This is a genomic window from Prevotella sp. Rep29, assembly GCF_019551475.1.
Lineage (GTDB): Bacteria > Bacteroidota > Bacteroidia > Bacteroidales > Bacteroidaceae > Prevotella.
The window spans coordinates 845,937-871,617 of record NZ_CP047159.1; the positions used below are offsets into that span (position 1 = coordinate 845,937).

Genomic DNA, 25,681 nt, shown 5'->3' on the forward strand with positions numbered 1-25,681 from the left:
TCGTCGTGATAAGCCCCTATTTGCTGTAGAACAGCTGCTGGGGGCTGATAATGTTGCCTTTGCTGTCGAGCACGTGCAGGCGCAGCATGCCGCCGTTGCTGTCGAAATAGCGCGCCTCAATGGTGTGGTAGCCAGCCCGGAGCGCCACCTGTCCCGTCTCTTCGTGAGGCGATTGCGGGCGGTCGTTATCGACAATCATGTTGCCGTCGATTTTCAGCCAGCTGCCGTCGTCGCTCTTGAGTGCAAACGTGTAGATGTCGTCGGCAGGAACCCGGATGTAGCCCGTGATGATGAGTCCGATATTTCCACGCACGCCGTCGGGGATTTTGACATCGCTGACGGGATAGTTGCCTTTGAACGGTGCCTTGGGAATCCGTTTGCAGGTTTCTCCCACGAAGTCGTACCACGCGGCATTGAGTCCGTTTTTCAGCGTCTCCGTCACGCTGACCGGCTCAAGATAGCCCTGTTTGATGAATTGTGTCCTGAACATTTCGCCCGGCCGTCCGCCGTGTCCGAAAGTGCGGAGGATGAGGTTGGTCGTCTCGTTGAAGGTGAGCGATGGTGTCACCTTCGGCGAGTTGCTGTCGGGGAAGCTGCCGTCGGTGGTGTAGCGCACGGTGGCGTGCGGGTCGCGGTTGATGATGCTCACGGTCGCCGTGTTGGTAAAGGCGTTCACGTTGTAGAATCCCTCGAGGTCGGGCATGCGGTAGGGAACGTTCAGCCGGTTGAGCAAATCGTATTGTCCCACCAGTCGGCGTTGGAAATCCTCGAAATTCTTGCGTTCAGGTTTGCTCCATGCCAGTTCGGAGAGTGCCAGGATGCGCGGGAAATACATATATAATGCCCGTTCGCGCGAGGGCACCCATTCCGTCCAAAGGTTCGCCTGCACGCCGAGCACATGGCTTTTCTGCTCATCGTTCAGCGTGTTGGGAAGCAGTTCATAGTCGTACATGGCAGGCAGTTTCGCCTTGTCCTCGGAGTAGTCGATGTAGAACTGTGCGTTCGGACAGTAGATGACGTCGTTGCCCTGTGCCGTGGCATGAGGAATGGCGTTGGGCTCCCATGTGCGCCACCACATGAGCGTGGCAGTCTCAGAGAGTCCGCCTTCGATGATTTCGTCCCATCCAATCATCTTCCTTCCGTGCTTGTTGATGTATTTCTCCATGTCCTTGATGAACCATGCCTGGAGCTCTTTCTCGTCTTTGAGGCGGTGGTCCTTGATGCGCTGCTGGCAGTCGGGACACTTCTTCCAGTTGTCCTTCTCCACCTCGTCGCCACCGATGTGCACATATTCATAGGGGAAGAGCTGGAACACTTCGTCCCACACGTCGCGACAGAACCGGAGCATGCTGTCCTTTCCCGGGCAGAGTGGGGACGTGAAGACCTTTCCCCAGCCGATTTGCTTGAAGCATGACAGTCCGTCGTAGTTGCTGATAGCTGCCAGCATGTGCCCGGGCATGTCGATTTCGGGCACAATCTCGATGCCTCGCTGGCGGGCATAGGCAACGATTTCGCGGATGTCGTCCTGCGAATAGTAGCCGCCGTAGAGTGTATCGCCGTTCTCTACGCGCTTCTTGGCATCGGGCAAGAGCATGTAGTCGGTGTCCTCAGTGACGGCACGGCGCAGACAGATAGAGTCCTGATTGTTGTAGGTGCGCCATGCTCCGCGCTCGGTGAGCAACGGATATTTCTTGATTTCAATGCGCCATCCCTGGTCGTCGGTGAGGTGCCAGTGGAAGCGGTTGAGTTTATAGAGCGCCATGAGGTCGATGATTTCCTTGACCTCGTCCTTCGAAAAGAAGTGTCGGGAGCAGTCGAGATGGAAACCGCGCCATCCGAAGCGCGGACTGTCGGTGATAGTGACGCAGGGAACTGCCTTGCCGTCAATCAGTTGGCGGAGCGTGGCAATGCCGCACACAACGCCGTTATAGTCAGCGCCGTTGATGGTGATGCGATTCTTCTTCACCGTCAGTTCGTAATTATCGTCGCCGTGCCGTCTCGTCGTGATGACGATGTTCGCCTTTTCGCCCTTCACGATTTTCAGCGTCAGTCCGGTCATCTGTCGGATGGCAGCCTGCAGATACTCCGCAGCCAGTCGCCCGTCGGCGAAGTTGCCATGACCGATAGTGGTCGATTTAGTGATGGAGAACTCGCCCTTCTCCCACGTGATTTGGTCGGGAATGGGCACTATGTCGCGCGTGGCATGCAATGGGAGCAAGCCTGTAAATGCAATCAATAGCGTAAATAAGATTCTGTTTCTTTTCATCTGAATACAAATTTGTTTCTGCAAAGATAGTAAAAAAATGGGTAAGTGAGAAAAATAGACGTGTTTTCCTTCTGTTTCGGCGATATTATTGAGATGCCGGTAATTCTAGTTTTCCTGACTTCATCACTTTTTTGCGCCATCATATAGCGCACAATGATAATCAGCGAGTTACGTAAAATTATTGGGTGGTTTGGGTGGCGCAAGCGAAAAACGTGTACCTTTGCACCATGTATGTACGCAAGAAACACAATCGTTCCGGCTCTACAAGTGTGGTAGTGGTCAGTAAAGCGAGTGGAAAGTATAAAGAAATAAAATCGTTTGGCTCCTCTACATCCGAAGAGGAAATACATTCATTATGCGATAAGGCTGCTGCATGGATACGTTCATTTGGCGGTCAGCAAGAACTTGACTTTGATGACCGCAAGGGAAAGGAAGTCGAGGAGACAGAGCGTTTCCTTAGCAATATTGACAACGTGTTGATAAACGGTACTCGGCTTCTGCTTGATCAAGTCTATGACAGCATCGGCTTCAACCGGATTCCCGATGAGATTCTGCGTCATTTGGTAATCGCAAGGGTGTCGCAGCCCAGAAGCAAACTTGCCACAGTAGATTACCTGAAGTCATATTATGATGAAGATGTTGACCTCAACCACATCTATCGCTACATGGACAAGCTCTACAATACCCAGATGGAGCTTGCGCAGCAGATTAGCGTAGAGCACACCCGGAAACTGTTCGGAGGCAAGATTGGATTGATGTTCTACGACGTGACGACGCTCTACTTTGAGACAGCACAGACGGACGTATTGCGTGAACCGGGGTTTTCAAAGGATGGAAAGACGGCAGAGTCACAGGTTATACTCGGTCTGCTTGTATCAGAAGGAGGCTACCCGCTTTCATACTCTCTGTTCAACGGCAGCCAGTATGAGGGCTTCACCATGATACCAATGATAGATGACTTCAAGCAGCGTTTCAATCTGGGGAAAGATTTTGTTGTGGTGGCAGACTCAGGCTTGATGAACAAGAACAATGTCACTTTGCTGCAGGAGGCTGGCTACAACTACATACTTGGAGCCCGCATCAAGAGCGAGAGCGCAAGCGTGAAGCAATGGATTCTCTCTTTAGAGAAGGTTGATAAAGCCTGTTACGACTACAAACGTGAGAATGGGGAAAGACTTATCGTCAGTTATTCCGACAAGCGTGCAAAGAAGGATGCCTACAACCGTGACCGCGGAATTGTCCGATTGAGAAAAGCCTATAAGACCGGACGCATCACGAAGAGTCAGGTGAACAAGCGTGGCTACAACAAGTTTCTTGAAATCAGCAAGGACATAGAAGTCGTCATCAGCGAAGAGAAGATTGCAGAGGACTGCCAGTGGGACGGACTCAAGGGCTACATCACCAATACAGACCTTGACGCCGAGCGTGTCATTGCCGAGTATCATGGACTCTGGGTGGTGGAACGTGCATTCCGTATTTCAAAAGGAACTCTGGAAATGCGTCCGATGTTTCATTTTACAGAACGTAGGATAGAGGCACATGTCTGCATTTGCTTCATCGCCTATAAGGTATATAAGGAACTGGAGCGACTCATTGCCATTAACAAGATTGGGATGAGTGTCGATAAGGTGCTTGAGGCAGCCAAAACTATCACGACAATCAGGGTAAGGATGCCTAAAAACGGGACTTACTTCACTAAGACACTCTTCTTGACGGAGAAGCACCTCGCAGTGAAACCACTTTTCGACATATCTGGCAACAAATCTTAATTTGGGTGGCGCATTGACGAAGTCAGGTGTTTCGGCGATATTATTGAGATGCCGGTAATTCTAGTTTTTGTGTTTTTAGGAGCGATAGCACGGGAATAAAACAAAAATCCCCGTCTTTCTCATGCGGAAAGACGGGGAGGTTGATGTCGCTTAAACGTGGCTTTTTAGATGCCGAGTTTCTTGCGGATGTCCTTAGGAACAGCGTTCTTGTTGACCATGAAGTCCATGGTGTTAGCTGCGATGTAGGTCTTGGTCATGTACCAAACGCCTTTATAGTCGCCAGTCTCACCCCAAGAGTTCTTCACCATGTAGTATTCCTTACCATTTTGGTCTTTTGCGATACCGAAGATAAGCATACCGTGGTCATCGGTGAGTTCCCAGTTGTCATAACGTTGCTGACGCATTTCCTGTGTGACTTTTACTTCAGGAACTTTGCATCCGAGTGAGTCGAGCAGGCTGGTACGTTTTGCTTTCGGCAGGTTGAGCCAGCGTGCCATATCGCTACCGGCGAGTGATTCAGTTGCTTTGGTGTCAATCATATATGCCAATCCCTGGCGGGTGAATCCTTCTTCGCTCACGTCACCACCCCATGCTACGGTGTAGCCGTTCATTACGGCGTTGTCAATGATACGCATCATGTCGTCAACAGGCAGATTCCAGCTGGCAGGGTTGCGCCAGTTGTCTTGTACCTCAACGGGGAATGCGGTCCAGAAAGGACGGTGTGTGTAGCTGGTGAAAGTCTCATAGTCGCTCCAGTCCAGTCCGAGACTTGCTGCGAATGACTTCGGAGTGTATTTCTTGCCCTGATAAGTGAACTCTTCGGGGCACTTGCCGAGGTAAGCGTCGAGGATTCCCTGTACACTCTCTTTCCACTGGCTGGAGATTTTTGAAGCCTTGTTTCTTGCTACAGCGTTTACTACTGGTGAGAGCAGTGAGAAGAACTCGTTGTAGTTGTTGAGCGAGTCGCCGTAGAGCTTGCCGGGGAACGGCATCATCTCTTCCGGACAGATACCATAGTTCTGGAGGCAATAGAGCACGTCGTAAGCGCTACCGCCCTGTGCAAACTGGCAGTCACCGTGCAGGCGAACCACCTGAATGGCACGGTCCATGTAGTTCTTGTTAGCGATGAAAGACTCGCAGAGATCGTAGGTTTTTCCGCTCTTCTTGAGGATTTCAGCCTCGAAGAAGCTCAGCGTAGAATAGTTCCAGCACGTACCGCTACGGCTCTGGTTCTTCATGCTCGTGATAGGAATCTCTTTCACGATTGTGAAAACAGGTTTGTTGGCACTTTTCTTGTCCTGTGCCTGAGCGCCCATTGCGAATGTAGCAAGCAGCGCAAACATCAAAATCTTTTTCATGTTGTGTGTTAATTGTTGAATTGAGTTTATAAAAATTAATTAGTTTTCTGCCATAAATTTCTCGACGTCTTTCGGGTGATAAGGAATGATTTCCTTTCCGATGAAACGGCATCCGTCTTTAGTGATGAGCACGTCGTCCTCGATGCGGATGCCTCCGAAATCCTTGTATGTCTCAATCTTGTCGAAGCACAGGAACTCGGCACAGTGTCCGCTCTTGCGCCAGTCGTCTATCAGTGCCGGGATGAAGTAGATGCCCGGTTCGTCGGTCACGACAAATCCCTCTTCCAGTCGCCGTCCCATGCGCAGTGCATTGGTGCCGAATTGGTCGAGTCGTGGCTGTGTCTCCTCGTCGAAGCCGACATAGCGCTGGTCGAAACCTTCCATATCATGAACGTCCATGCCCATCATGTGTCCCAGTCCGTGGGGGAGGAACATGGCGTGTGCGCCGGCTTGTACGGCTTCGTCAACGTCTCCCTTCATGAGTCCGAGTTCTTTCAGGCGCTCGGTCATCAGGCGGCAGACGGCGAGATGCACGTCCATGTATTTCACTCCAGGCTTTGCAACTTCGAGTACATAGTCGTGACAAGCCTCAACGATGCTGTAGATGTCAAGCTGTCGCTGGGTGTATTTGCCGTTCACGGGGAATGTTCGGGTGTTGTCCGAACAGTAGTGGTTGATGGTCTCGGCTCCGCAGTCGCACAAGACGAGGCGTCCGTCTTCCATCTTTGCCATTGATGGGTTGCCGTGCATGATTTCACCATGCTGTGAGAAGATGGTTCCAAAACTGCTCATCGCTCCGTATGAGCGTGCGATACCGTCGATTTGTCCGCCCACGAACTTCTCTGTCACGCCAGGCTTGGTGAGACGCATGGCGGTCGTGTGCATCAGGTAACCAATCTCTGCAGCGCGTTCCAGTTCTTCAATCTCCTGCGCTTCTTTGACTGAGCGCATCTTGATGATAGCCATAATCAGTTCCATGGAAGCGGCTTCCTTCTGCTTGGAGGGATGAATGCCGAGCAAATCCATGATTTGTATCTTAATGTCGTGGCGGTAGGGTGGGAGGAAATGGACCTTTCTGCCTTGCTCTTGAGCCGTTTTGCAGATTCCTTCCAATGCTGCCATCGGTGCTGTGTTTCCAACTCCGACCTGTGCCGCCATGTCGCTCACGCTGTCAACGGAGCCATACCAGACGATATCTTCGATGTCAATGTCATCGCCTATCAGTGTTTCGCTGTCATTGTCGATGTCGATAACGCCGACAAGTCCGTCACGCTTCTGTCCGAAATAGTACAGGAACGATGAGTCCTGCCGGAACGGAGTATAGGCGTTGGCTGGGTAATTACACGGCGATTCGTTGTTTCCGAATATAACAATCACGCCATTTTTTACAAGTTTCTTTAACTCATTGCGTCTTCTGACGTAGGTGCTTTTATCAAACATAATTCTTACGTGTGTTTGTTTTTTAGAGGTTTAAGATTAAAATCTTTTGCAAAGATAATAAATAATGTGATAAAACAGATAGGATATAACTTAAAAAAATAAAATATTGTGATTTATTTGTGAATACTCTTTCAGGTTGTAAAGATGTAGCTGCCGTCGATATAGATGATTTCTTCGTGTATCAGGTATTCCAACGCCATGTCCAGCAGGTCGTTGTAACCCTCGATTTGTTTCAGTTCGGTGATGTGGTGACGCTTTTTGTCTGCCAGCAGCTTGAGAATCTTTTGCTTGTAAGGAGCCAGCTTCTCTTCCGAGAGATAGTCGCTGCTGTGTGTGATGCAGACATCGCATTGCCTGCAATCAGTAGAACGCTCTTCGCCAAAATAGCGCAAGAGTTGTCGGCTTCGGCATATTTGGTCATTTGTCGCGTAGCTGATGACCTGTTGTATGCGTTCTTTGTATTGTTCCAGTCTTTCTTCATAGACGGCAGGGGAGAGGTATATCTCCTCGGTTGACATGCGGCGTGTCCTGTAGGTGATTTGCGGCACTTTGCTGCGTGGTATGAAACTGATGATGCGCTGTTGGTTGAGCGATTTGAGTGCCACATACACCTGATGTTGGTTCAGCTCTGTCTGTTGGGCGATGAATGCCTCGTCTATATAGCAGTAGTCGGTGAACAGGCCGCCGTAGTTTCGCAATATGGATGTGATGACAGCCTCTTCTATCGGCGTGACGTTCTTCAGTCGGTAAAGTTCTTCGCGATTGAGCAGAAAGAGAACCCTCGCTTTGGTGTCAGGGTCGGTGTCGTAGTCAAGGTAGCCTGCCCGTTGCAGGATTCTCAGGGCAGAATCTACTTGGATGGGGAAGAAGCGATACGTATGACAGAATTTGTCGACATCAAACTGGAAACTGGCATCCATTCCGCTTCCGACACCAATCTCGTAATAGAATGCGAGGTGTTCATACACACTTCGGATATAGTCTTTCTCAGGAAAATTGTCTGTAACACGTTTCAGCAACTTGTGTTTGTCGCTGTCGTTGTAGAGCAGTATGGCATAGGACTTCTTTCCGTCTCGTCCCGCGCGTCCGGCTTCTTGGAAGTAGGCTTCGATGGAGTCGGGGCAGTCAATGTGTAACACCGTTCGTACGTCAGGCTTGTCGATACCCATTCCGAAAGCGTTGGTTGCCACCATCACTCTGATTTCATCATGCTGCCAGTCCTGTTGGCGCTGGTCTTTCACGACATTCTCAAGTCCGGCGTGATAGAAGGTGGCTGTGATGCCGTGTTGGTTGAGATAGTCGGAGATTTCTTTTGAGCGTCTTCGGCTGCGCACATAGACGATGGAACTGCCTGCTACGGAACGCAAAATGTGGAGCATCTCGTCGTATTTGTCGTAAGCTACCCGCACAACGTATGCGAGATTCTTGCGCTCAAAGCTCATGCGGAAGAAATTCTTCTCCTTGAAAAGCAGTTTTTCCTGGATGTCGTCTATCACGCGTGGCGTGGCGGTAGCAGTGAGGGCAAGGATGGGAACGTCAGGAACCAGTTTGCGGATATTGGCAATCTCCAGGTATGCCGGGCGGAAGTCATACCCCCATTGGCTGATGCAGTGTGCTTCATCGACAGTGATGAAACTGACTTTCATGCGTCGGATTTTTATCTGAAACAGTTCGGATGCCAGTCGTTCGGGCGAGATGTATAATATCCTGATGCCGCCATATATGGCGTTGTCGAGTGTGATGACAATCTCGTCGTGTGACATGCCTGAATAGACGGCTGCGGCTTGTATTCCTTTCTGTCTGAGGTGGAACACCTGGTCTTTCATCAATGCGATGAGCGGTGTGATGACAATACAGACTTTCTCCTGTGCGAGGGCAGGTACCTGGAACGTGATGGACTTGCCTCCTCCGGTAGGCATCAGTCCCAATGTGTCGCGTCCGCTTCCGATGCTCTCGATAATCTCTCGCTGGATGCCGCGGAAATCATCATAGCCCCAGTTCTCTTGAAGTATTTGACGATATTTGTCCATCTTGCTCGGAGTTCATGTTCACAGGCAGTGGACCGCCTTATGCCTTGTTTTCGTCACTCTCAACCCTGATGTCTTCTATCTGTAGCTGTATCTGTCCGTGCTTGAAGATGTTTTCCTCGATGGTGTATGCCACGTCAAACGAGCGTTTCGATTTGATATATCGTGCGGCAGCACTCTGCCCGAAAGCGATGCCGTTCATGACGTTGTTTGATTTCGAATCGACGAGTTCCAGCTTGATGTGTTCCTGTTCCCGTCCCACGACTTTGCTTGTCCCGAAATCGTAAACGCCCAATGTCGAGAATATCGGTTTCGGGTTGTTGGGACCGAAAGGTGCAAATTTCTTCAAGTCGTTGTACAGGCGTTTGGTTATATCCTTGAAATCAATCTCTGCATCAATGTTGAGGAGCGCTTCTTTCTGCTCGGGCAGGATATGTTCGTCCACGTATTTCTGGAAACGATCCCTGAATTCGCGTATCTTATCCCACTTCAGTGTCAGACCGACGGCATAGGTGTGTCCGCCGAAATTCAGCAACAGGTCCTGACACTCCTTGATGGCGGAATAGATGTCGAATCCGGCAATGCTGCGTGCAGAGCCCGTGGCGAGGTCGTCTTCGCGGGTCAGCACGACCGTCGGGCGGAAGTAGATTTCCGTCAGTCGGGAAGCCACGATACCGACAACGCCCTTCTTCCAGTTCTCATCATAGAGCACAACTGATGAGTGGTGTTGCTGACTCTCGAGTTTGGCAACGATTTGGTTGGCTTCTTCGGTCATCTGCTTGTCAATGTCCCGTCGCAGATCGTTGTACTCGTTGAGGTGTTTAGCCTTGTTCAGCGCTACGGCAAAGTCGCGCTCAATGAGCAGATCGACAGACTCTTTGCCGCTCTCCATCCTGCCAGAGGCGTTGATGCGCGGTCCGATTTTGAAGATAATGTCGCTCATGGAGAGTTCCCTGCCGTTGAGACCGCAGATGTCAATAATGGCTTTCAGTCCAATGCTCGGATTGATATTCAGTTGTTTCAGTCCGTGAAAAGCAAGAATACGGTTCTCTTCTGTCACCGAGACAAGGTCGGCAGCAATGCTGACGGCACAGAAGTCGAGTAGTGGAATCAGGCGAGAGAACGGGATCCCGTTGTTTTTCGCAAATGCCTGCATAAACTTGAAGCCCACGCCGCATCCGCAGAGGTCCTTGAACGGAAACGTATCATCCGGACGTTTTGGGTTGAGGATGGCCACTGCCGGTGGCATCTCTTCGTCGGGCACGTGGTGGTCACAGATGATAAAGTCGATGCCGAGCGTTTTCGCATACGCTATCTGCTTCACTGCCTTAATGCCGCAGTCAAGAATGATAATGAGTTTGACACCTGTTTCCCGAGCGTATTCTATTCCTTTGTTGCTCACTCCGTATCCCTCGTCGTAACGGTCGGGGATGTAGTAGTCTATGTTGGAATAGAATTGCTGTAAAAACTTGTAAACCAATGCAACGGCAGTGCAGCCGTCCACATCGTAGTCACCGTACACCAGTATCCGTTCTTTTCTTCCCATCGCGTCGTTCAGCCTGTCAACAGCGATGTCCATGTCTTTCATCAGGAACGGATTGATCAAGTCTGAAAGCTGAGGTCGGAAGAACCTCTTTGCTGCCGATTCGGTCGTGATGCCACGCCGGATGAGCATGGCGGCGAGAATCGGATTCATGCCGATCTTTTCTCCCAGCTCTTCAGCTGCTTGTCTTTGGTCTGATGTCAGTGGTTCGTAGTTCCATTTGAATTGCATTTATGTATTTGTTTTTATTATTTCCGGTGTTTATGTGCCCTTCTTCGGGCTGCCGATTCTCCATGTTTTCGGCTGATTGGAAAAGTTTTCAGCTCATTCTGCATGCAAAATCGCCCGTAAAGATACAAAGAAAAAATCAGATAGCTGCAACAGCCATGTCTTTTTTAAAATATTTTTATACATTCAGTCGTCATATCGGTGTGGAGATGTTCGAAACGCTCGGGGAGGGAAAGGCCGGAATGGATGTTGGAAAAGTGATGGGAAGGCTGCAAAAAACTTATTCTTTCATTTTGTTGTTGAGTCATACATTTTTTGTATCTTTGCAGATGCTATAAGTCGTTTGGTTAGAAGATATGGCGGGTCTGTTAGTCTTTCTTCAACGAATTATACGTAAAATATTGGTTTGTAAATGATTAAATAAAACGATAAAAAGGTATGATTGTGGATGAGAAAGCCCGAATTGTCGCACTGAGACAGGCGTTGCATGAGCATAATTATCGCTATTATGTGCTGAATCAGCCTATTGTTAGCGACCAGGAATTTGACTTTATGATGCACGAGTTACAGGATTTGGAGGCTCGGCATCCCGAACTTGCTGACCCCAATTCTCCCTCCGTAAGGGTAGGCAGCGACCTGAGTCAAAGCTTCGAGCAGGTGGAGCATCGCTATCCCATGCTCTCTTTGTCCAATACCTACAACGAAGACGAGGTGCGCAGCTGGTACGAGAGTGTGGAGAAAGGGCTTGGCGGAGCGCCTTTTGAAGTCTGTTGCGAGCTGAAGTATGACGGTTTGAGTATTTCGCTTACCTATGAAGACGGGCGGCTGGTGCGCGCCGTTACTCGTGGTGATGGTGTCCGTGGCGATGATGTGACGGCAAATGTCAAAACCATCCGGGCAATTCCGTTGGTGTTGCAGCAGGTTGAAGGTAGGCAAAAAGGGCAATTTCCCGTTCCGGAATCCTTTGAAATTCGCGGCGAAATATTGATGCCGATAAAAGTGTTTGAAAACTTGAATAAAGAGCGGGAACTTGCTGGTGAACAGTTGTTTGCAAACCCGAGGAATGCAGCGTCTGGCACTTTGAAACTGCAAAATTCAGCCGTCGTTGCTTCCCGGAAACTGGATGCGTATCTCTATTTCCTGTTGGGCGAAAAACTTCCGACGGACGGGCATTTTGAAAATCTGGAAGTAGCTCGTCAGTGGGGCTTCAAAGTCGGAGAGGGAATGAGGAAGGTGAGGACTTTGGAAGAGATTTATGACTTCATTCATTATTGGGATGTGGAGCGACGAAACCTGCCTGTGGCCACCGACGGAATCGTCTTGAAGGTCAATTCCCTGCGTCAGCAGGAGCAGCTTGGATATACGGCGAAGAGTCCGCGCTGGGCGATTGCCTATAAGTTTAAGGCGGAGCGGGTGTGTACCCGTTTGCTGAGCGTGAGCTATCAGGTGGGGCGCACGGGGGCAATCACGCCGGTAGCAAACATGGAGCCCGTGCAGCTCGCAGGAACGACGGTCAAGCGAGCCACGTTGAACAACGAAGATTTCATCCGTTCCTTTGACCTGCATATAGGCGATTACGTGTATGTGGAGAAGGGCGGTGAGATAATTCCGAAGATAGTCGGTGTGGATGTGAGCAGGCGTGAGGCTGGTGCTCAGGCGGTTACGTTCGTTGCCCGTTGCCCGGAATGCGGTTCCGGACTGGTGCGGTATGAGGGAGAGGCGGCACATTACTGTCCGAACGATGCTGGTTGTCCGCCACAGATAAAGGGACGGATTGAGCATTTCATTGCGCGGAAGGCGATGGATATCGACTCGCTGGGGCCGGAGACGGTGGACGATTATTTCCAGCGGGGCATGATTCGCAACGTTGCCGATTTGTATGAGATACGGGTGAGCGACATCAATCAAGGCGGAAGCCGTGAGAAATCGGCGCAAAAGATTGTGCAGGCGATTAGGGAATCCACCAAGGTGCCTTTCGAACGGGTGTTGTTTGCGTTGGGAATCCGCTTCGTGGGAGAGACTTCCGCCAAGTTGTTGGCGCGCCATTTCAAGAGCATTGACGCCCTTGCTGCCGCGTCGATGGAGGAACTTCAGCAGGTGGAGGGTGTCGGCGAGATGATTGCCCGTTCGGTGATGGCTTATTTCGAGAGCCCCGTCAATCGGGAGATTATCAGCCGTTTGCGCGGGTATGGCGTTCAGATGCAGCTCTCGGAAAGTGCGCAGCAGCCGCAGGACAATAGGCTGGCGGGGCTGAACATCGTCATCAGCGGAGTGTTCGTGCATCACAGTCGCGACGAATACAAGGAGATGATTGAGCGCTACGGCGGGAAAAACGTGAGCTCCATCAGCAGCAAGACCTCGTTCGTGCTTGCAGGTTCAAACATGGGACCGTCCAAACTGGAGAAGGCTCAGCAGCTGGGCGTCGAGGTTGTGAGTGAAGATGAATTCCTGAATCGCTACTTCTCTGAATCGCCGTCGTCTGTCGCTGATGATGCGGAGTCATCGTCAGAGAGTCGTGGTGAGTATGTGGAAGGTTCGCTGTTTTGATGTCTTATATATATAATAATGTATGGTGAAGGTTGTAGTGTCGCCGGAAATAGAAGCGGTGTGCCCGGGGTTCGTGGGCGCATGTGTCGAGGCTGAGGTCGTTAACACGCCGTTCAGTGAGGAGTTGTGGCAGGAAATCGATGCGTTTTCTGTGCGTTATCGGGCGGAGCTGACCACGGAGTCGCTGAAGCAGTTGCCCGCCATCGAAGCTACGCGGCGGGTTTATCGCGCCTGCGGTAAAGATCCGTCGCGCTATCGTCCAGCCTCTGAAGCGCTGATTCGCCGGATGCTGCAGGGAAAGGAACTGTATCGGGTGAACACGCTGGTCGATGTCATCAATCTGGCAAGCATCAAATTCGGTTATAGCATTGGCGGATTTGATGCGGCGAAGTTTGTGGGCGACGGGCTGACGCTGGGCATCGGGCGTGCCGGAGAGCCTTATGAGGGCATCGGGCGCGGGACGCTCAATATCGAGGGGCTGCCCGTCTATCGCGATGCCGAGGGCGGAGTGGGGACGCCCACAAGTGACCATGAGCGCACGAAGATAACGCTTTCGACCACGCATCTTGCCGTACTCATCAACGGATACGACGGCTGCGAGGAGCAGGTGCGCGCCAATGCCGTTTTCTTGATTGACCGATTGCAAAAGTATTGTGGGGCTGTCGGCGCCTCCTACGCCATCTACCGATAGCCGAACCCCGTCTGGAGCAGTGCGCCGGACTATATCACAGAACGTTTTTTCTTCTTCTCAGCAGCCCCGTTTCGGTGTTAAAGCCGACATGGGCAGGCTGCGCTTGTCCCCTCGTCTGAACCCTTTCGTTGGGCGGGTGTTGAACGGACGTTGTCCGAAAGTTCACCCTTCGTTGACCAATCCCGTACGACTTCATTAACCAAACTCGTACGACTTTGGTGTGCAATCTCGTACGACTTTGGTGACCAATCTCGTACGAGTTTGGTATGCAATTTCGTACGAGTTTGGTTAACGAAACCTCAACGCCTGATTAACAAAGGAATACGGAATGCCCGACGAAAGGGCAGGAAAAGACCAATGAAATGGTAGGAAAAGATTGGCGGAAGGGCAGGAAAAAGGATGCGGATGTTGCTTAATTTGCATAATATCATTATCTTTGCAGCAAATTAAACACAGTTGGAAGAATGAAATTCATAGGAATTATACCCGCCCGTTACGCCTCGACCCGTTTCCCGGGCAAGCCCCTGGCGCTGCTCGCCGGCAAGCCGATGATAGCGCATGTCTATGAGAAAGTGGCAGCCGTGTTGGACGACGTCTGCGTGGCGACCGACGATGAGCGCATCCTCCGTGCAGTGGAGGCGTTCGGAGGAAAGGCAGTCATGACGTCTTCGGAGCACAAGAGCGGCACCGACCGCATAGCAGAGGCAGTGGAAAAAGTCGGAGGAAGTTTCGACGTGGTGGTCAACGTGCAGGGCGACGAGCCGTTTATCGCCGCCTCGCAGATAGAAACCGTCTGCCGACTGTTCGACGATGAGCAGACGCAGATAGCCACGCTCGGAAAGCCTTTCACCCAGATGGATGCCGTGGAGAATCCCAATTCGCCGAAAATCGTTACCGACAACCAGGGCTATGCACTCTATTTCAGTCGCAGCGTGATACCATTTGTGCGCGGCAAAGAGCGCAACGCGTGGCTGCAACACTTCCCCTTCCTCAAGCATATCGGGCTCTACGCCTACCGCACCGAAGTGCTCCGCGACATCACCCGACTGCCGCAGTCGCCGCTCGAACTCGCCGAAAGCCTCGAACAACTGCGCTGGCTCCAAAACGGCTACCGCATCAAGGTGGGACTCACCGACGTGGAAACCATCGGCATCGACACGCCGGACGACCTGGAAAGGGCAGAGGAGTGGATGCGACGGAGGTAAACAGGCATGCTTCCTTCCCCGCAGAACTCAAAGAAATGACACTTTCGTCTTGAAAGTTTGGGGCGTTTTTTTCACCCAATCACCTTAAACCTGGCGAACTTCAGGAGCAGTTGTTTGGTTCCGGCATTGCGGAATTCGACGGTGGCCTTGGTGTTCTCGCCGGAGCCTTCGACGGTAGTCACGGTGCCGATGCCAAAGCGCTCGTGCTCAATGGTCTGCCCTACAGACAACGGTGACGGGGCAGATGAGGCGGAGCCCTTTTGTATGGCTTGACTCACTTTGCGCAGGTTGCCGCCGCTGGCAACTAAACGCTGTTTGAAACGTTCGCTGAACGGGTCGGTTGCCGGCTCTGGACGACGTGGTGACGTGATTTTCGGCTTGGGGTCGGCACGGAACTGCGACGCTACGGGGCGGGAGTTCTGATAGCGGGCAGACGGGAACGACCTTTCGCCAAACGCCGTTTGTTCCATGCTTTCGTCCTCCACCAAGAGCAGTTGCGGGTCTATGTCCTTGATAAAACGACTTTTCGGATTGAATTCCATCTTGCCGTAACGGTAGCGGTTTTGTGCGCAGGTCAGGATGCAGTGCTTCTCTGCACGGGTGATGGCTACGTAGAACAGCCGGCGCTCTTCCTCCAGTTCGCGCATGGAACCGCTCGAAAGAAGGCTGGGGAAGATGTTTTCTTCCAGTCCGACGATGAAGACGGTGGGGAACTCCAGTCCCTTTGCGCTGTGAATGGTCATCAGCGAAACGCGGCTGGCGTCAGAGTCTTTGTCGCTGTCGAGGTCGGTCAGTAGCGACACTTCCTGCAGGAAATCGGTCAACAGCGTTTCCTCTTCTCGTCCTTCCTCGCGCCGACTTTCCACAAATTCCTGCATACCTCCGAGAAACTCTTCGAGGTTCTCTTGGCGTGCCAGGTTTTCCGGGCTGTGGTCGCTGAGGATTTCAGCCGATATGCCGCTTGCCTTGACCAGTTCAAAGCCCAGTGTGTAGGCGTCTGTATCGGTCGCTTTGTTGATGTGTGTCGCGATGAGTTCGCGGAAGGTGCCAATCTTTGTCAGCGTTCCCTTGTTGACGTTCAGGCTGTGGCTGACGGGGTTTGAGATGACTTCCCACAGGCTGGCGTTGCTCGTTCGCGCGGCGGTGAGGATTTTGTTGACCGTCGTGTCGCCAATGCCTCTTGCGGGATAATTGATGATGCGCTTGAATGCCTCCTCGTCGTCGGGATTGACCACGAGGCGGAAATAGGCGAGGATGTCCTTGATTTCCTTTCGTTGGTAGAAGCTGAGTCCGCCGTAGATGCGGTAAGGGATATTCTCCTTGCGCATCTGTTCCTCGAACGAGCGGCTCTGTGAGTTGGTGCGATAGAGGATGGCGAAGTCGCTGAATTCGCATCCTTCTTTCCGTCTCAGCCGTTTGATTTCATTGCACACAATCATCGCCTCTTCCTTGTCGCTGTAAGCGGGCTTCAAAATGAGTTTGTCGCCCTCGTCTTTTTGGCTGAAAACTTCCTTTGGAATCTGTCGCTCATTGTGTCTGATGAGGCTGTTCGCTGCTTGCACAATGCGCTGTGTACTGCGATAGTTCCGTTCTAGTTTGAATAGTCTTGCGTTGTTGTATTTCTCACTGAACCCCAATATGTTATCAATGTTGGCCCCACGAAAGGCGTAGATACTCTGTGCGTCGTCGCCAACCACGCAGACGTGCTGATGTTTTTGGGTCAGTTGGAGGATAATGCATTGTTGTGCGTAGTTCGTATCTTGATACTCATCGACCAGGACGAACTGATATTGTCCGGCATATTTCTCACGTATATCGGGGAAATTGTGGAAAAGGATATAGGTGTTCACCAGCAAGTCGTCGAAGTCCATGGCATTGGCAGTTTTCAGGCGATTCTGATATTCAACGTAAATATCGCTGAAGCGGGGAGTCTTTGCTTCAGCATCTGCCCGTTGCATCTCAGGGTGTTCTCTGTAGCTTGCAGGCGAGATGAGCCGGTCTTTCAGTCGGGAGATGCGGTGATGGATGTTGGCAGGCTTATAGGTTTTGTCGTCCAGTTCAAATTCCTTAATGATGCTTTTTACCAGTGAGCGTGCATCCGATTCGTCGTAGATGGTGAAATTGGATTGGTAACCGAGAGCCATGCATTCCCTTCGCAGGATGTGCGAAAAGACGCTGTGGAACGTTCCCATGTTCAGATAGCGTGCTCGTTCCATGCCTACCAGCGCTCCGATGCGCTGTTTCATCTCGTTGGCAGCCTTATTGGTGAATGTGAGGGCAAGGATATTCCATGGTTTCAGGTTGGTGTGGCTCAGCAGATAGGCTATCTTGTAGGTCAATACACGCGTCTTGCCAGAGCCGGCACCGGCAATAACCAATGAAGGTCCGTCGATGTATTCGACCGCCTCGCGCTGTTGCTCGTTTAGTTGTTCGAGGATATCGTTGCTCATTTCTTCTTATGATAGATACCTCCCTTTACAGTCTTCGGGTCGTAGCTTTCGCCTTCGCTGGGAAAGGAGGGGATGAATTTCATTTCGTGTTCGATTTTCCGTTGTCGTTTCAGCATGTAGGCGCTGGGTGTTTTCGAACTGAATTTGCGTGGATTGGGCAGGGTGGCAGCAATCAGTGCGCAGTCGGCTCGTGACAGTTCTTTGGCTGATTTGTTGAAATGGCGCTTTGCTACGGCTTCAGCTCCGTAGATGCCGTCGCCCATTTCGATGGAGTTGAGATAGACCTCCATGATGCGCTGTTTGCTCCAAAACAGTTCGATAAGGAACGTGAAGTAGGTCTCCAGACCTTTTCGTAGCCACGAGCGTCCATTCCACAGGAACACGTTCTTTGCCGTCTGTTGGCTGATGGTGCTGGCTCCCTGTTTGCGTTCGTGGGTCTTGTTGTGTTTGATGGCACGCTGGATGGCGTCGAAGTCAAAGCCGTGATGGAGCAGGAAGCGCTGGTCTTCGCTTGCCATTACCGCCACGGGGAGGTGTGGGGAAATCTTTTCTATCGGCTTCCAGCCGTGATGCCAGATAATGTCTTTTCCGTCCACTATCTGTTCGGCGGTGCGGATGAACATCAGCGGCGTGACATAAACGGGTAAAAAGCGATAGGCTATCACGGCGAGAATGGTCGAACCGAAAAAGCCTATCACTATCCAACGAAGTATTTTTCTTATTGTCTTAAATACGTTCATTATGACATAGTGTAGCGTTTAGTGCTACAGCCAAGGCTATGAACACTAAACGCCGTACTAATGATGTTGTCTTGTCTTATTGCAATGTGCCGTTGTTGGCAGCATCGATCATTGCCTGGCTGGCATACAGATAAACCTCTACGCGGCGGTTCTGCTGTTTGCCTTCCTTTGTTGAGTTGTCTGCAACGGGCTCAGAGCTACCTTTTCCTTCTACTTTCTGAATCTGTGCAGCAGAAACACCGCATGACTGCAGATAGTTTCTCACGCTCTGTGCGCGGTTGTTGCTCAAAGGAATATTGATGCCATCGTTACCTGTGGAGTCGGTATGACCGTAGATGTCCACATGGCAATCGCTGTTGGTCTTCAGCACTTCAGAGAACTTAGCGAGGCTGGTTTTTGAAGCAGCGTTCAGGTCAGCTTTGTTGGTTGCGAAGAGGATACCGGAATCGAAAGTCACCTTCACGGCAGCCAGACCGTTTGCGTCGGTCACTTCCTCTACTTTCGCATTCTCAATCTGAGCAGCCTCAGCAGCCACCTTGTCCATCTTCTTGCCAATCAGCGCACCGGCACCGGCACCCACAGCACCGCCAATGGCAGCACCGATAGCAGTTGCCTTGCTGTCTTTACCGATGATATTACCGATGATACCGCCCAGGACAGCGCCACCGCCGGCACCAATCAGCGAGCCGGTTCCTTGTTTTGTCTGGCAGCTGAAAAGTACAGCCACACACATTGCTAATGTTGCAATTCTCAATTTTCTCATAATCTCATTTGTTTTAGTGAATACTATTATTAACTATCTGCAAAGATAATTTTTTTTATTAACATAGCGTCTTTTTTCTTCATCTTTTTTTCTTTTATGTTACAAACTTAAAGTAACTTTTAATAAGTTAGGCTGCGTTTCGGCAATAAAAAAGAATGTGATTCTTTTTGTATTTCACTCAACTTGCACTAACTTTTGATAAGTTACTCACGCTCAGAAAACCTCAAATAAATTTGGCTTTTCGTTCACTTAATCGTAACTTTTGATAAGTTAGGCTGCGTTTCGGAACTAAAAAAGAATGTGATTCTTTTTGTATTTCACTCAACTTGCACTAACTTTGCAGCAAAATTAACAAGATGCCCGGAAAGAGGCAGGGGATTTTTCCTAAAATGAAGTATGGAAATCCCTAAAAAGACAATAGAAAAGTATGGCAAAAGAATTGAAAGATCTTACGAAAAGGGCTGATAATTACAGCCAATGGTATAACGACTTGATCGTCAAGGCTGAGTTGGCAGAGCAGTCTGCCGTGCGTGGCTGTATGGTCATCAAGCCCTATGGCTACGCTATCTGGGAGAAGATGCAGCACCAGCTGGACCTGATGTTCAAGGAGACAGGTGCGGTGAATGCCTATTTCCCGCTGCTGATTCCGAAATCGTTCCTCTCTCGTGAAGCGGAACACGTGGAAGGTTTTGCCAAGGAGTGTGCCGTCGTGACACACTACCGCCTGCGTGCAAAGGAAGACAAGAGTGGGGTAGAGGTGGATCCGGCTGCTAAACTGGAGGAAGAACTCATCATCCGCCCCACATCGGAGACCATCATCTGGAATACCTACAAGAATTGGATTCAGTCGTATCGCGACCTGCCGCTCATGTGCAACCAGTGGTGTAACGTGATGCGTTGGGAGATGCGTACACGTCCGTTCCTGCGCACGTCGGAATTCCTCTGGCAAGAAGGACATACGGCGCATGCCACCCGCGAGGAGGCTGAAGAAGAGGCACAGAAAATGCTGGGTGTTTATGCTAAATTTGCAGAAGAATGGATGGGCGTGCCTGTCGTGCAGGGCGTGAAAAGCGAGACCGAGCGCTTTGCCGGTGCGCTCGACACATACACCATTGAGGCGATGATGCAGGACGGAAAGGCACTGCAGAGCGGAACGTCGCACTTCCTCGGACAGAACTTCGCAAAGGCTTTCGACGTGACTTTCCTTAATAAAGAGAACAAGCCTGAATATGTCTGGGCGACGTCATGGGGCGTATCCACCCGTCTGGTCGGTGCACTCATCATGACCCACTCCGACGACAACGGACTCGTACTGCCACCGCGCTTGGCTCCGATTCAGGTGGTCATCATCCCCATCACCAAGGGACCGGAACAGTTGGCAGCCATTACCGAGCGGCTTCAGCCCGTCATCGAAGAACTGAAGAGCAAGGGTATCAGCGTGAAATATGATGATGCGGATAACAAACGGCCGGGCTTCAAGTTTGCCGACTACGAACTCAAGGGCGTGCCAGTGCGTCTCGTCATGGGTGGACGCGATTTGGAGAACGGCACGGTCGAGGTGATGCGTCGCGATACGCTCGAAAAGGAAACCTATCCGTTGGAAGGTATCGTGGAGCATGTACATGCTTTGCTTGACGACATCCAGAAGAATATCTTTGAAAAGGCACGCCGCTATCGTGACGAACATATCTACGAATGCGACAACTACGAAGAGTTCAAGGAGCGCATCAAGGACGGTGGATTCTTCCTCTGTCACTGGGACGGAACGGCAGAGACCGAAGCGAAAATCAAGGAAGAGACACAGGCAACTATCCGCTGCGTGCCTTACGGCTACGAGCAGACACCCGGCGTGGACATGGTGAGCGGCAAGCCATCGAAGTGTCGCGTCATCATCGCACGCGCCTACTGATGACATGTCCGTGCTGATAAGGATAAAAAACACATGAAAAGAAAAAACCTCACAAGCCTTTGCTTGTGAGGTTTTTTTGTAGTCGATAGGGGAATCGAACCCCTATGCCAAGATTGAGAATCTTGTATCCTAACCATTAGATGAATCGACCATTGTTTTCTTTTTCCGCCTTTTCGAGAAAAGCGCGGAAGCTGGGGGATTCGAACCCCCGGTACGGTAACCCGCACGGCAGTTTAGCAAACTGCTGGTTTCAGCCACTCACCCAAACTTCCTTTACGGTATATCACCGCCACATTTTCACTAAAATGCGGATGCAAAGGTAATGGTTTATTTTTTATTCTCCAAATTTTTGGCGCAATAATTTCGGATTGCCGTCGAATTTATAAGAAATTTATGCCTTTCGTGTCTTGTGCTTTTATAGAAAATACAGATAAAATGATAGTTACTGATAATATTGCTAACCTTTTCATAATAATGATTTTGTTTTGCTGCTTTACTCCACGATTGTATATTTATACGGTCTCGGTTGTTTTGTGTTGTGAGATGTAAGTGGTTAATTATCAGTTTGTTATGGATGACTTTCCAAAAGTTCAACTTTTAGCTTGCGAAAGTTGAACTTTTAGGCGGTGAAAGTTGAACTTTTAGGACGCAAAAGTTGAACTTTTGGAAAGTGAAAGTTCAACGGTATATTTATACACCCTTTTCTTTATGTATATGCAAGTTTTCGTTTGCTGTTTTTTTCTTGCTGTGATGCTGAATGACAACGCCACGGTATAGGGGAGACAGGGCTCTCTCGCGCGTACATTATATAATATAAATAGCGAGAGAGTGGTTGTGAATGCCGTTTAGGGCAGGTAGGTCTCGCGTTGCAGCACTTGTGTCATGCAGTGTGCGGCGCCATAGCCTTTGATGAGGTTTTCGAGCGGAATCCATTCCACGGTGACGCCGGCGCGGTCGAGTGCATGCTGCAGTTCTTCTGACTGTCCGCCTACTGCCATGATGTGGCGCGGTGAGATGGTCAGGAAGTTGTTGGCATAGTGCATCTCGTCCTGGTGGTTGATGGGGATAATCTGAAAGCCTTTTTCCCGTATGAATTCCACGAATGGGCGGTTTTGTTCTGCCAGTGTGTATTCTTTCGTTCCTTCGGGGCGTGTGTAGATGTCGCACGTCAGGTATTCCGGTTCGTCGGGCTGGGCTTCCAGACGGCTGCTGCAGAGTGTGCAGAGGTCTTTGTCGATGATGTTGAAATAGGTGTCAAGGTGCATTTGCATCTGCCAGAATTTATGGTCGCGCACGACGATGACGGTGTCGTGTCCGAACGCATCGGCTTCCATCAGCTGCCGGATGCCTTCGTCGTTTGTGCGCATGCCGCATCCGATGAGCGACATGTTGCCTGCGGGGATATAGTCGCCGCCTTCGAGTCGTCCCTCTCCCGTGATGCGGAGGATGGGGTCTTTCCCGAGATGTTTGTAGCACAGTTCGATGATATCAGCCTCTGGTGAGCGCTGCGTGGTGTTGATGTGGCAGATGATGTGTCCGCGCGGGGTAGTGATGCTCTGGTCTCTGGTGAAGTAGAGGTTCATCAGCGGTCGCTGCGAATATTGTGCTGCGTAGCCTGTGTTGAGGCTGGTCCTGTAGAGCGTGACGGTCGGTTGCAGGAGGATGCAGCGTATGAGGTCTGCCCGGCTCATCTGCGAGAGGATGTAGAGTCGGTATTCTGCCATCTTCGTGGCGTCTTCGCCGTCGATGTGGCTGATGTCGTAGGTCAGCAATTTTTCGGCGAGCGAGCGCAGATTGTTGATGTCCACCTCTTCAAAGATTTCCCTGATGGTATATACGCGGATGTTGTTGGCTTCCAGCATGTTGATGTATTGTTTGTGTTCTGCGGCAGCCTTGTCCACGTCAAAATAATATTCGAACAGTCCTGCGGACGGATGTATCACGCCGTTGAAGAGTTCCTGTCCCGGTGTGTGCATGAGAATACTGCCCGCCTGCGACCATTCCGCCTGCGGGAAATCCATCCTTTGATTGAGCGTATTTCGTTCCATAACTTATGATTTTGTGTGCAAAAATACAAAAAAAATACGAAACAACGTAAAGTTTTTTGATATTTTTGTGTTATTTATCAAAAAGTGGGTGGGATTGGTTGGCAACTACTCTCACATTGCCCTGATGGTCGGTGATATAGAAATGGTATTCTGGTTGATTAATATCATCATTGGTAAAAGTCATGTACCCGCCAGGGAAAAGCATCCTTTTAAGGGTGCCGTTGACATAGATAAAATCTCCACAATAATCTACCGTTGTCACTTCGCAGGGAATTCTCTTTCCTGTATTATACATATGTTTTATCACGCTTCCGCTTGCGAAGTATATCTGTTTCGGTACGTTGCTGAGATCATTCATTTCAAGCAATTTAGTGTTCATAGAATTTATTCTCCTCTACTTACGCTGACCAATTCGGACTAAAATTCTGTCCCGATGTTCTTTTTTCAATATAGATTTATCTTGTGGTATCTCATAATAAAACTGAGGCGAATTACCGAATTTTATATTAGGAATTTCATAATCCTTTTTTACATCTTTCTGACTTTTATGATACTCAATATGCAATTTATCAATAAGAACATCAAGGTTAGTACTCACATTTATTTCTTTTTTACTCCACTTTTCAAAATTGTAAATTTTTACAAATACAATCAAAGAATCTCCTTTGCATATATAATTAGATTTATAAGGGATTTTCTTTATGGAATAAATAGGGTAAATTGTATCTTTTTTATTAATAAAGAACACATTTATAGATGAATGTGTTGTGCTGTCAGACCATGTTTGAATAGGAAGGTATAATTTCTCAACTGTATAATTGTGGATAACATACTGCAATTCTATTTCTCTTGGATTAATAGCATTTCCTTCTTTTAACCATTCGGTAAATAAATAGTCCGAATAAGGTTTCGAATCTGTGACACATAAAAACTCACCATGTACATTTTTTGTTGCTTCATTGGTACATCCACATAAACAAAACAAAATAAATGACATTATAAACGTTTTATTATCAGTCATAACCATTTTCTTTTATTATTGTATTTTGATATTTTTTAAATTTCATTGTTGTTTTGTTCCAAATAGGAGAATCTTTCTGCATTTTAAAAGTGGAGTCTGGAGTATTTCCGTTCGGAGCAATAATAGTAATATTTTTAAATCTTCTTTTATCAAACTTACGGCAAAACATATATAAAAGGACGTTGTTAAAAAAATACCATTAGTTGGGCATTTTCTCACTTTATGGTTACCTGTGTGGCGCCATAGCCATATTCTTTGAATGAAGCGTCTTGGTAGGTGTATTGTTTGTATCTGTATTTCAGTTCATGGATGAGTGCTTGCCTGAGCACTCCTTCGCCCTTTCCGTGGATGAAGACGATGCGTTGTCCTTTCCGCTTCTTGTATTGTTCGAGGGTCTTCCGGAAGGTCTCTATCTGGTAGTTCAGTATGTCGGCTGCCGACATGCCCGCCTCGGTTTCCAACAGTTCGTGTGCGTGGAGGTCGATGACGATGATGCCCGGGTCGGCGTGTCGTGCCTGGGTGGCATCAAACTTTCTCACTGCCGTGTTGTCCTGCCGTGCTTCATCGTTCTTGGCATAAAGTTGCTGTTTCAGTTGTTTGGCATCGATGACCAGCGGTCTTTTCACCTCGTCGTTTTCCATAATCGTGTAGAGCAGTGCGGGTGTGTCGAAGAAATCGTTCTCCTGGAACGTGTGAAGTTTGTAGAACTTGACGGGGTCGATGCGGATTTGAGCCTCGATGGCAGGCTTCAGCATGAATGGCTTGTCGCGTTTGTAGGCAATCACTTGGATGCACACGCGCTCGAAATCATTGAGTATGTCGCGTCCGAATTCCTCCACACACTCTTTCGTGTTGGGTTCCAATTCCCCCTGTGCGCGCAGTGTCCAGCTGTTACCTTCTGCCGACAGGTAGGTGTAGTTGAGGAAATAGTTGCTGTCGTTGACGAGGTAGGTTTCGAAGCGTGTCTGTGTGATTTCCTTGATATCGACAGGCACGAATGCGAGATAGGCGGAGAGGGCGTCTCCTCCCTGTCGCTCCCAAACGGGTTCGGGCACCGTCAGAGGCTGGGTGGCAGTCTTTTCTTTTTCCGTGTCCGCTTTCGGCCCCTCCGCTTTTTTGATGTATTGCGGAGCCTTGTACGTCGGTTTCCGGTCTTTCTCTCCATCGCCATCGTCCACCACTACGACCTCGTTGGTCATCATCGGAATCTCAAACCCGTCTTCATCCTCGACGAGCACGATGTTTTTCCCTTGGAAGGCAGTGATTTTTCCACCGCCCGTCTCGTTCAGGAATCTTACATAATCACCTATTTTCATCGTCTCAATTTGCTTAACCGTCCACAAAGTTATAAAAATATTCTTGGTTTTGCATTTTTTACTCAAAAAAAACAGAACATTGTTTGGCATATTAATATTTATACTTAACTTTGCACCCGCAATTGGTTCACAACCGAATGTGATTAAAATGGGAATCAGGTGCGAATCCTGAACAGTCCCGCTGCTGTAAGCAGCTTTGTAGAAGTGAACACATGTCACTGATATTATTGGGAAGACGTTCACTTGTTAGCTGTAAGTCAGAAGACCTGCCATTGCTGACACTTCATAAGTCTCTGGGGTTAGACTGAGAAGGTGCAAAATACTTATTGATTTATGGGAAAAAGAATTGCTGCTATGGCG

The 25,681-nt window shown here is 49.7% G+C and carries 17 protein-coding genes, 2 tRNA genes and 1 riboswitch; of the genes, 5 read left to right on the plus strand and 14 right to left on the minus strand.

The genetic code is table 11. From position 1 onward, the window contains the following. Window positions 1–16: 16 nt before the first annotated feature. The gene (locus GRF55_RS03590) at window positions 17–2,266 is read right to left on the minus strand and encodes a family 20 glycosylhydrolase (protein WP_220369181.1); all 2,250 of its coding nucleotides are present in this window, start codon (window positions 2,264–2,266) and stop codon (window positions 17–19) included. A gap of 227 nt (window positions 2,267–2,493) precedes the next feature. Between GRF55_RS03590 and GRF55_RS03595 the strand changes: the two genes are divergently transcribed. After that, window positions 2,494–4,035 carry an IS1634 family transposase gene (locus GRF55_RS03595; protein ID WP_172774742.1) on the plus strand — a complete coding sequence of 514 codons (1,542 nt, stop codon included), beginning with the start codon at window positions 2,494–2,496 and terminating at the stop codon, window positions 4,033–4,035. 164 nt (window positions 4,036–4,199) lie between these two features. Here the strand turns inward: GRF55_RS03595 and GRF55_RS03600 are convergent, their stop codons facing one another. The 4 genes from GRF55_RS03600 to recJ all read right to left on the minus strand — a co-directional run bounded on the left by GRF55_RS03600 (window position 4,200) and on the right by recJ (window position 10,634). Beyond that, window positions 4,200–5,393 carry an aminopeptidase C gene (locus tag GRF55_RS03600; RefSeq protein WP_220369182.1) on the minus strand — a complete coding sequence of 398 codons (1,194 nt, stop codon included), beginning with the start codon at window positions 5,391–5,393 and terminating at the stop codon, window positions 4,200–4,202. A gap of 39 nt (window positions 5,394–5,432) precedes the next feature. Continuing rightward, window positions 5,433–6,833 (minus strand): aminopeptidase P family protein, encoded by a 1,401-nt coding sequence (locus GRF55_RS03605; RefSeq protein ID WP_220369183.1) that lies wholly within the window; start codon window positions 6,831–6,833, stop codon window positions 5,433–5,435. A gap of 131 nt (window positions 6,834–6,964) precedes the next feature. Next, window positions 6,965–8,863, minus strand: a complete 1,899-nt coding sequence (locus GRF55_RS03610) for an ATP-dependent DNA helicase RecQ (protein ID WP_220369184.1) — start codon at window positions 8,861–8,863, stop codon at window positions 6,965–6,967. A gap of 37 nt (window positions 8,864–8,900) precedes the next feature. Then, on the minus strand, window positions 8,901–10,634 hold the full coding sequence (gene recJ, locus GRF55_RS03615) for a single-stranded-DNA-specific exonuclease RecJ (protein WP_220369185.1): 1,734 nt from the start codon (window positions 10,632–10,634) through the stop codon (window positions 8,901–8,903). Window positions 10,635–11,069: 435 nt separating this feature from the next. Between recJ and ligA the strand changes: the two genes are divergently transcribed. The 3 genes from ligA to kdsB all read left to right on the plus strand — a co-directional run bounded on the left by ligA (window position 11,070) and on the right by kdsB (window position 15,074). Further along, window positions 11,070–13,178 carry an NAD-dependent DNA ligase LigA gene (gene ligA / locus GRF55_RS03620; protein WP_255563830.1) on the plus strand — a complete coding sequence of 703 codons (2,109 nt, stop codon included), beginning with the start codon at window positions 11,070–11,072 and terminating at the stop codon, window positions 13,176–13,178. Between the two features lie 22 nt (window positions 13,179–13,200). Then, window positions 13,201–13,869 (plus strand): B3/4 domain-containing protein, encoded by a 669-nt coding sequence (locus GRF55_RS03625; protein WP_370626747.1) that lies wholly within the window; start codon window positions 13,201–13,203, stop codon window positions 13,867–13,869. 464 nt (window positions 13,870–14,333) lie between these two features. Next, window positions 14,334–15,074, plus strand: coding sequence for a 3-deoxy-manno-octulosonate cytidylyltransferase (kdsB, locus tag GRF55_RS03630; protein WP_220369186.1), 741 nt, complete (start codon window positions 14,334–14,336; stop codon window positions 15,072–15,074). A 71-nt stretch (window positions 15,075–15,145) separates the two neighbouring features. Here the strand turns inward: kdsB and GRF55_RS03635 are convergent, their stop codons facing one another. From GRF55_RS03635 to GRF55_RS03645, 3 genes are all read right to left on the minus strand, one after another. Continuing rightward, on the minus strand, window positions 15,146–17,524 hold the full coding sequence (locus GRF55_RS03635) for an ATP-dependent helicase (protein WP_220369187.1): 2,379 nt from the start codon (window positions 17,522–17,524) through the stop codon (window positions 15,146–15,148). Then, entirely contained in the window at window positions 17,521–18,264 is a 744-nt protein-coding gene (mtgA, locus tag GRF55_RS03640) for a monofunctional biosynthetic peptidoglycan transglycosylase (RefSeq protein ID WP_220369188.1), read from the minus strand. Before mtgA ends, GRF55_RS03635 begins: the two co-directional genes overlap by 4 nt. A gap of 76 nt (window positions 18,265–18,340) precedes the next feature. Continuing rightward, the gene (locus GRF55_RS03645; protein ID WP_220369189.1) at window positions 18,341–19,027 is read right to left on the minus strand and encodes an OmpA family protein; all 687 of its coding nucleotides are present in this window, start codon (window positions 19,025–19,027) and stop codon (window positions 18,341–18,343) included. A 427-nt stretch (window positions 19,028–19,454) separates the two neighbouring features. On the opposite strand from GRF55_RS03645, the gene proS reads away from it, so the two are divergent. After that, entirely contained in the window at window positions 19,455–20,936 is a 1,482-nt protein-coding gene (gene proS, locus GRF55_RS03650) for a proline--tRNA ligase (protein ID WP_220369190.1), read from the plus strand. Window positions 20,937–21,015: 79 nt separating this feature from the next. Here the strand turns inward: proS and GRF55_RS03655 are convergent. The 6 genes from GRF55_RS03655 to GRF55_RS03680 form a co-directional block, all read right to left on the minus strand. Next, a tRNA-Glu gene (locus GRF55_RS03655) sits at window positions 21,016–21,087 on the minus strand. Between the two features lie 34 nt (window positions 21,088–21,121). After that, window positions 21,122–21,208, minus strand: a tRNA-Ser gene (locus tag GRF55_RS03660). A gap of 573 nt (window positions 21,209–21,781) precedes the next feature. Beyond that, window positions 21,782–22,984 carry a dimethylarginine dimethylaminohydrolase family protein gene (locus GRF55_RS03665; protein ID WP_220369191.1) on the minus strand — a complete coding sequence of 401 codons (1,203 nt, stop codon included), beginning with the start codon at window positions 22,982–22,984 and terminating at the stop codon, window positions 21,782–21,784. A gap of 70 nt (window positions 22,985–23,054) precedes the next feature. Further along, on the minus strand, window positions 23,055–23,363 hold the full coding sequence (locus GRF55_RS03670) for a hypothetical protein (protein ID WP_220369192.1): 309 nt from the start codon (window positions 23,361–23,363) through the stop codon (window positions 23,055–23,057). Between the two features lie 15 nt (window positions 23,364–23,378). Next, window positions 23,379–24,011, minus strand: coding sequence for a hypothetical protein (locus GRF55_RS03675; RefSeq protein WP_220369193.1), 633 nt, complete (start codon window positions 24,009–24,011; stop codon window positions 23,379–23,381). A gap of 209 nt (window positions 24,012–24,220) precedes the next feature. After that, the gene (locus GRF55_RS03680; protein WP_220369194.1) at window positions 24,221–25,321 is read right to left on the minus strand and encodes a DUF2027 domain-containing protein; all 1,101 of its coding nucleotides are present in this window, start codon (window positions 25,319–25,321) and stop codon (window positions 24,221–24,223) included. Window positions 25,322–25,427: 106 nt separating this feature from the next. Further along, window positions 25,428–25,610: riboswitch (cobalamin riboswitch) on the plus strand. The last annotated feature ends 71 nt before the right edge of the window (window positions 25,611–25,681 follow it).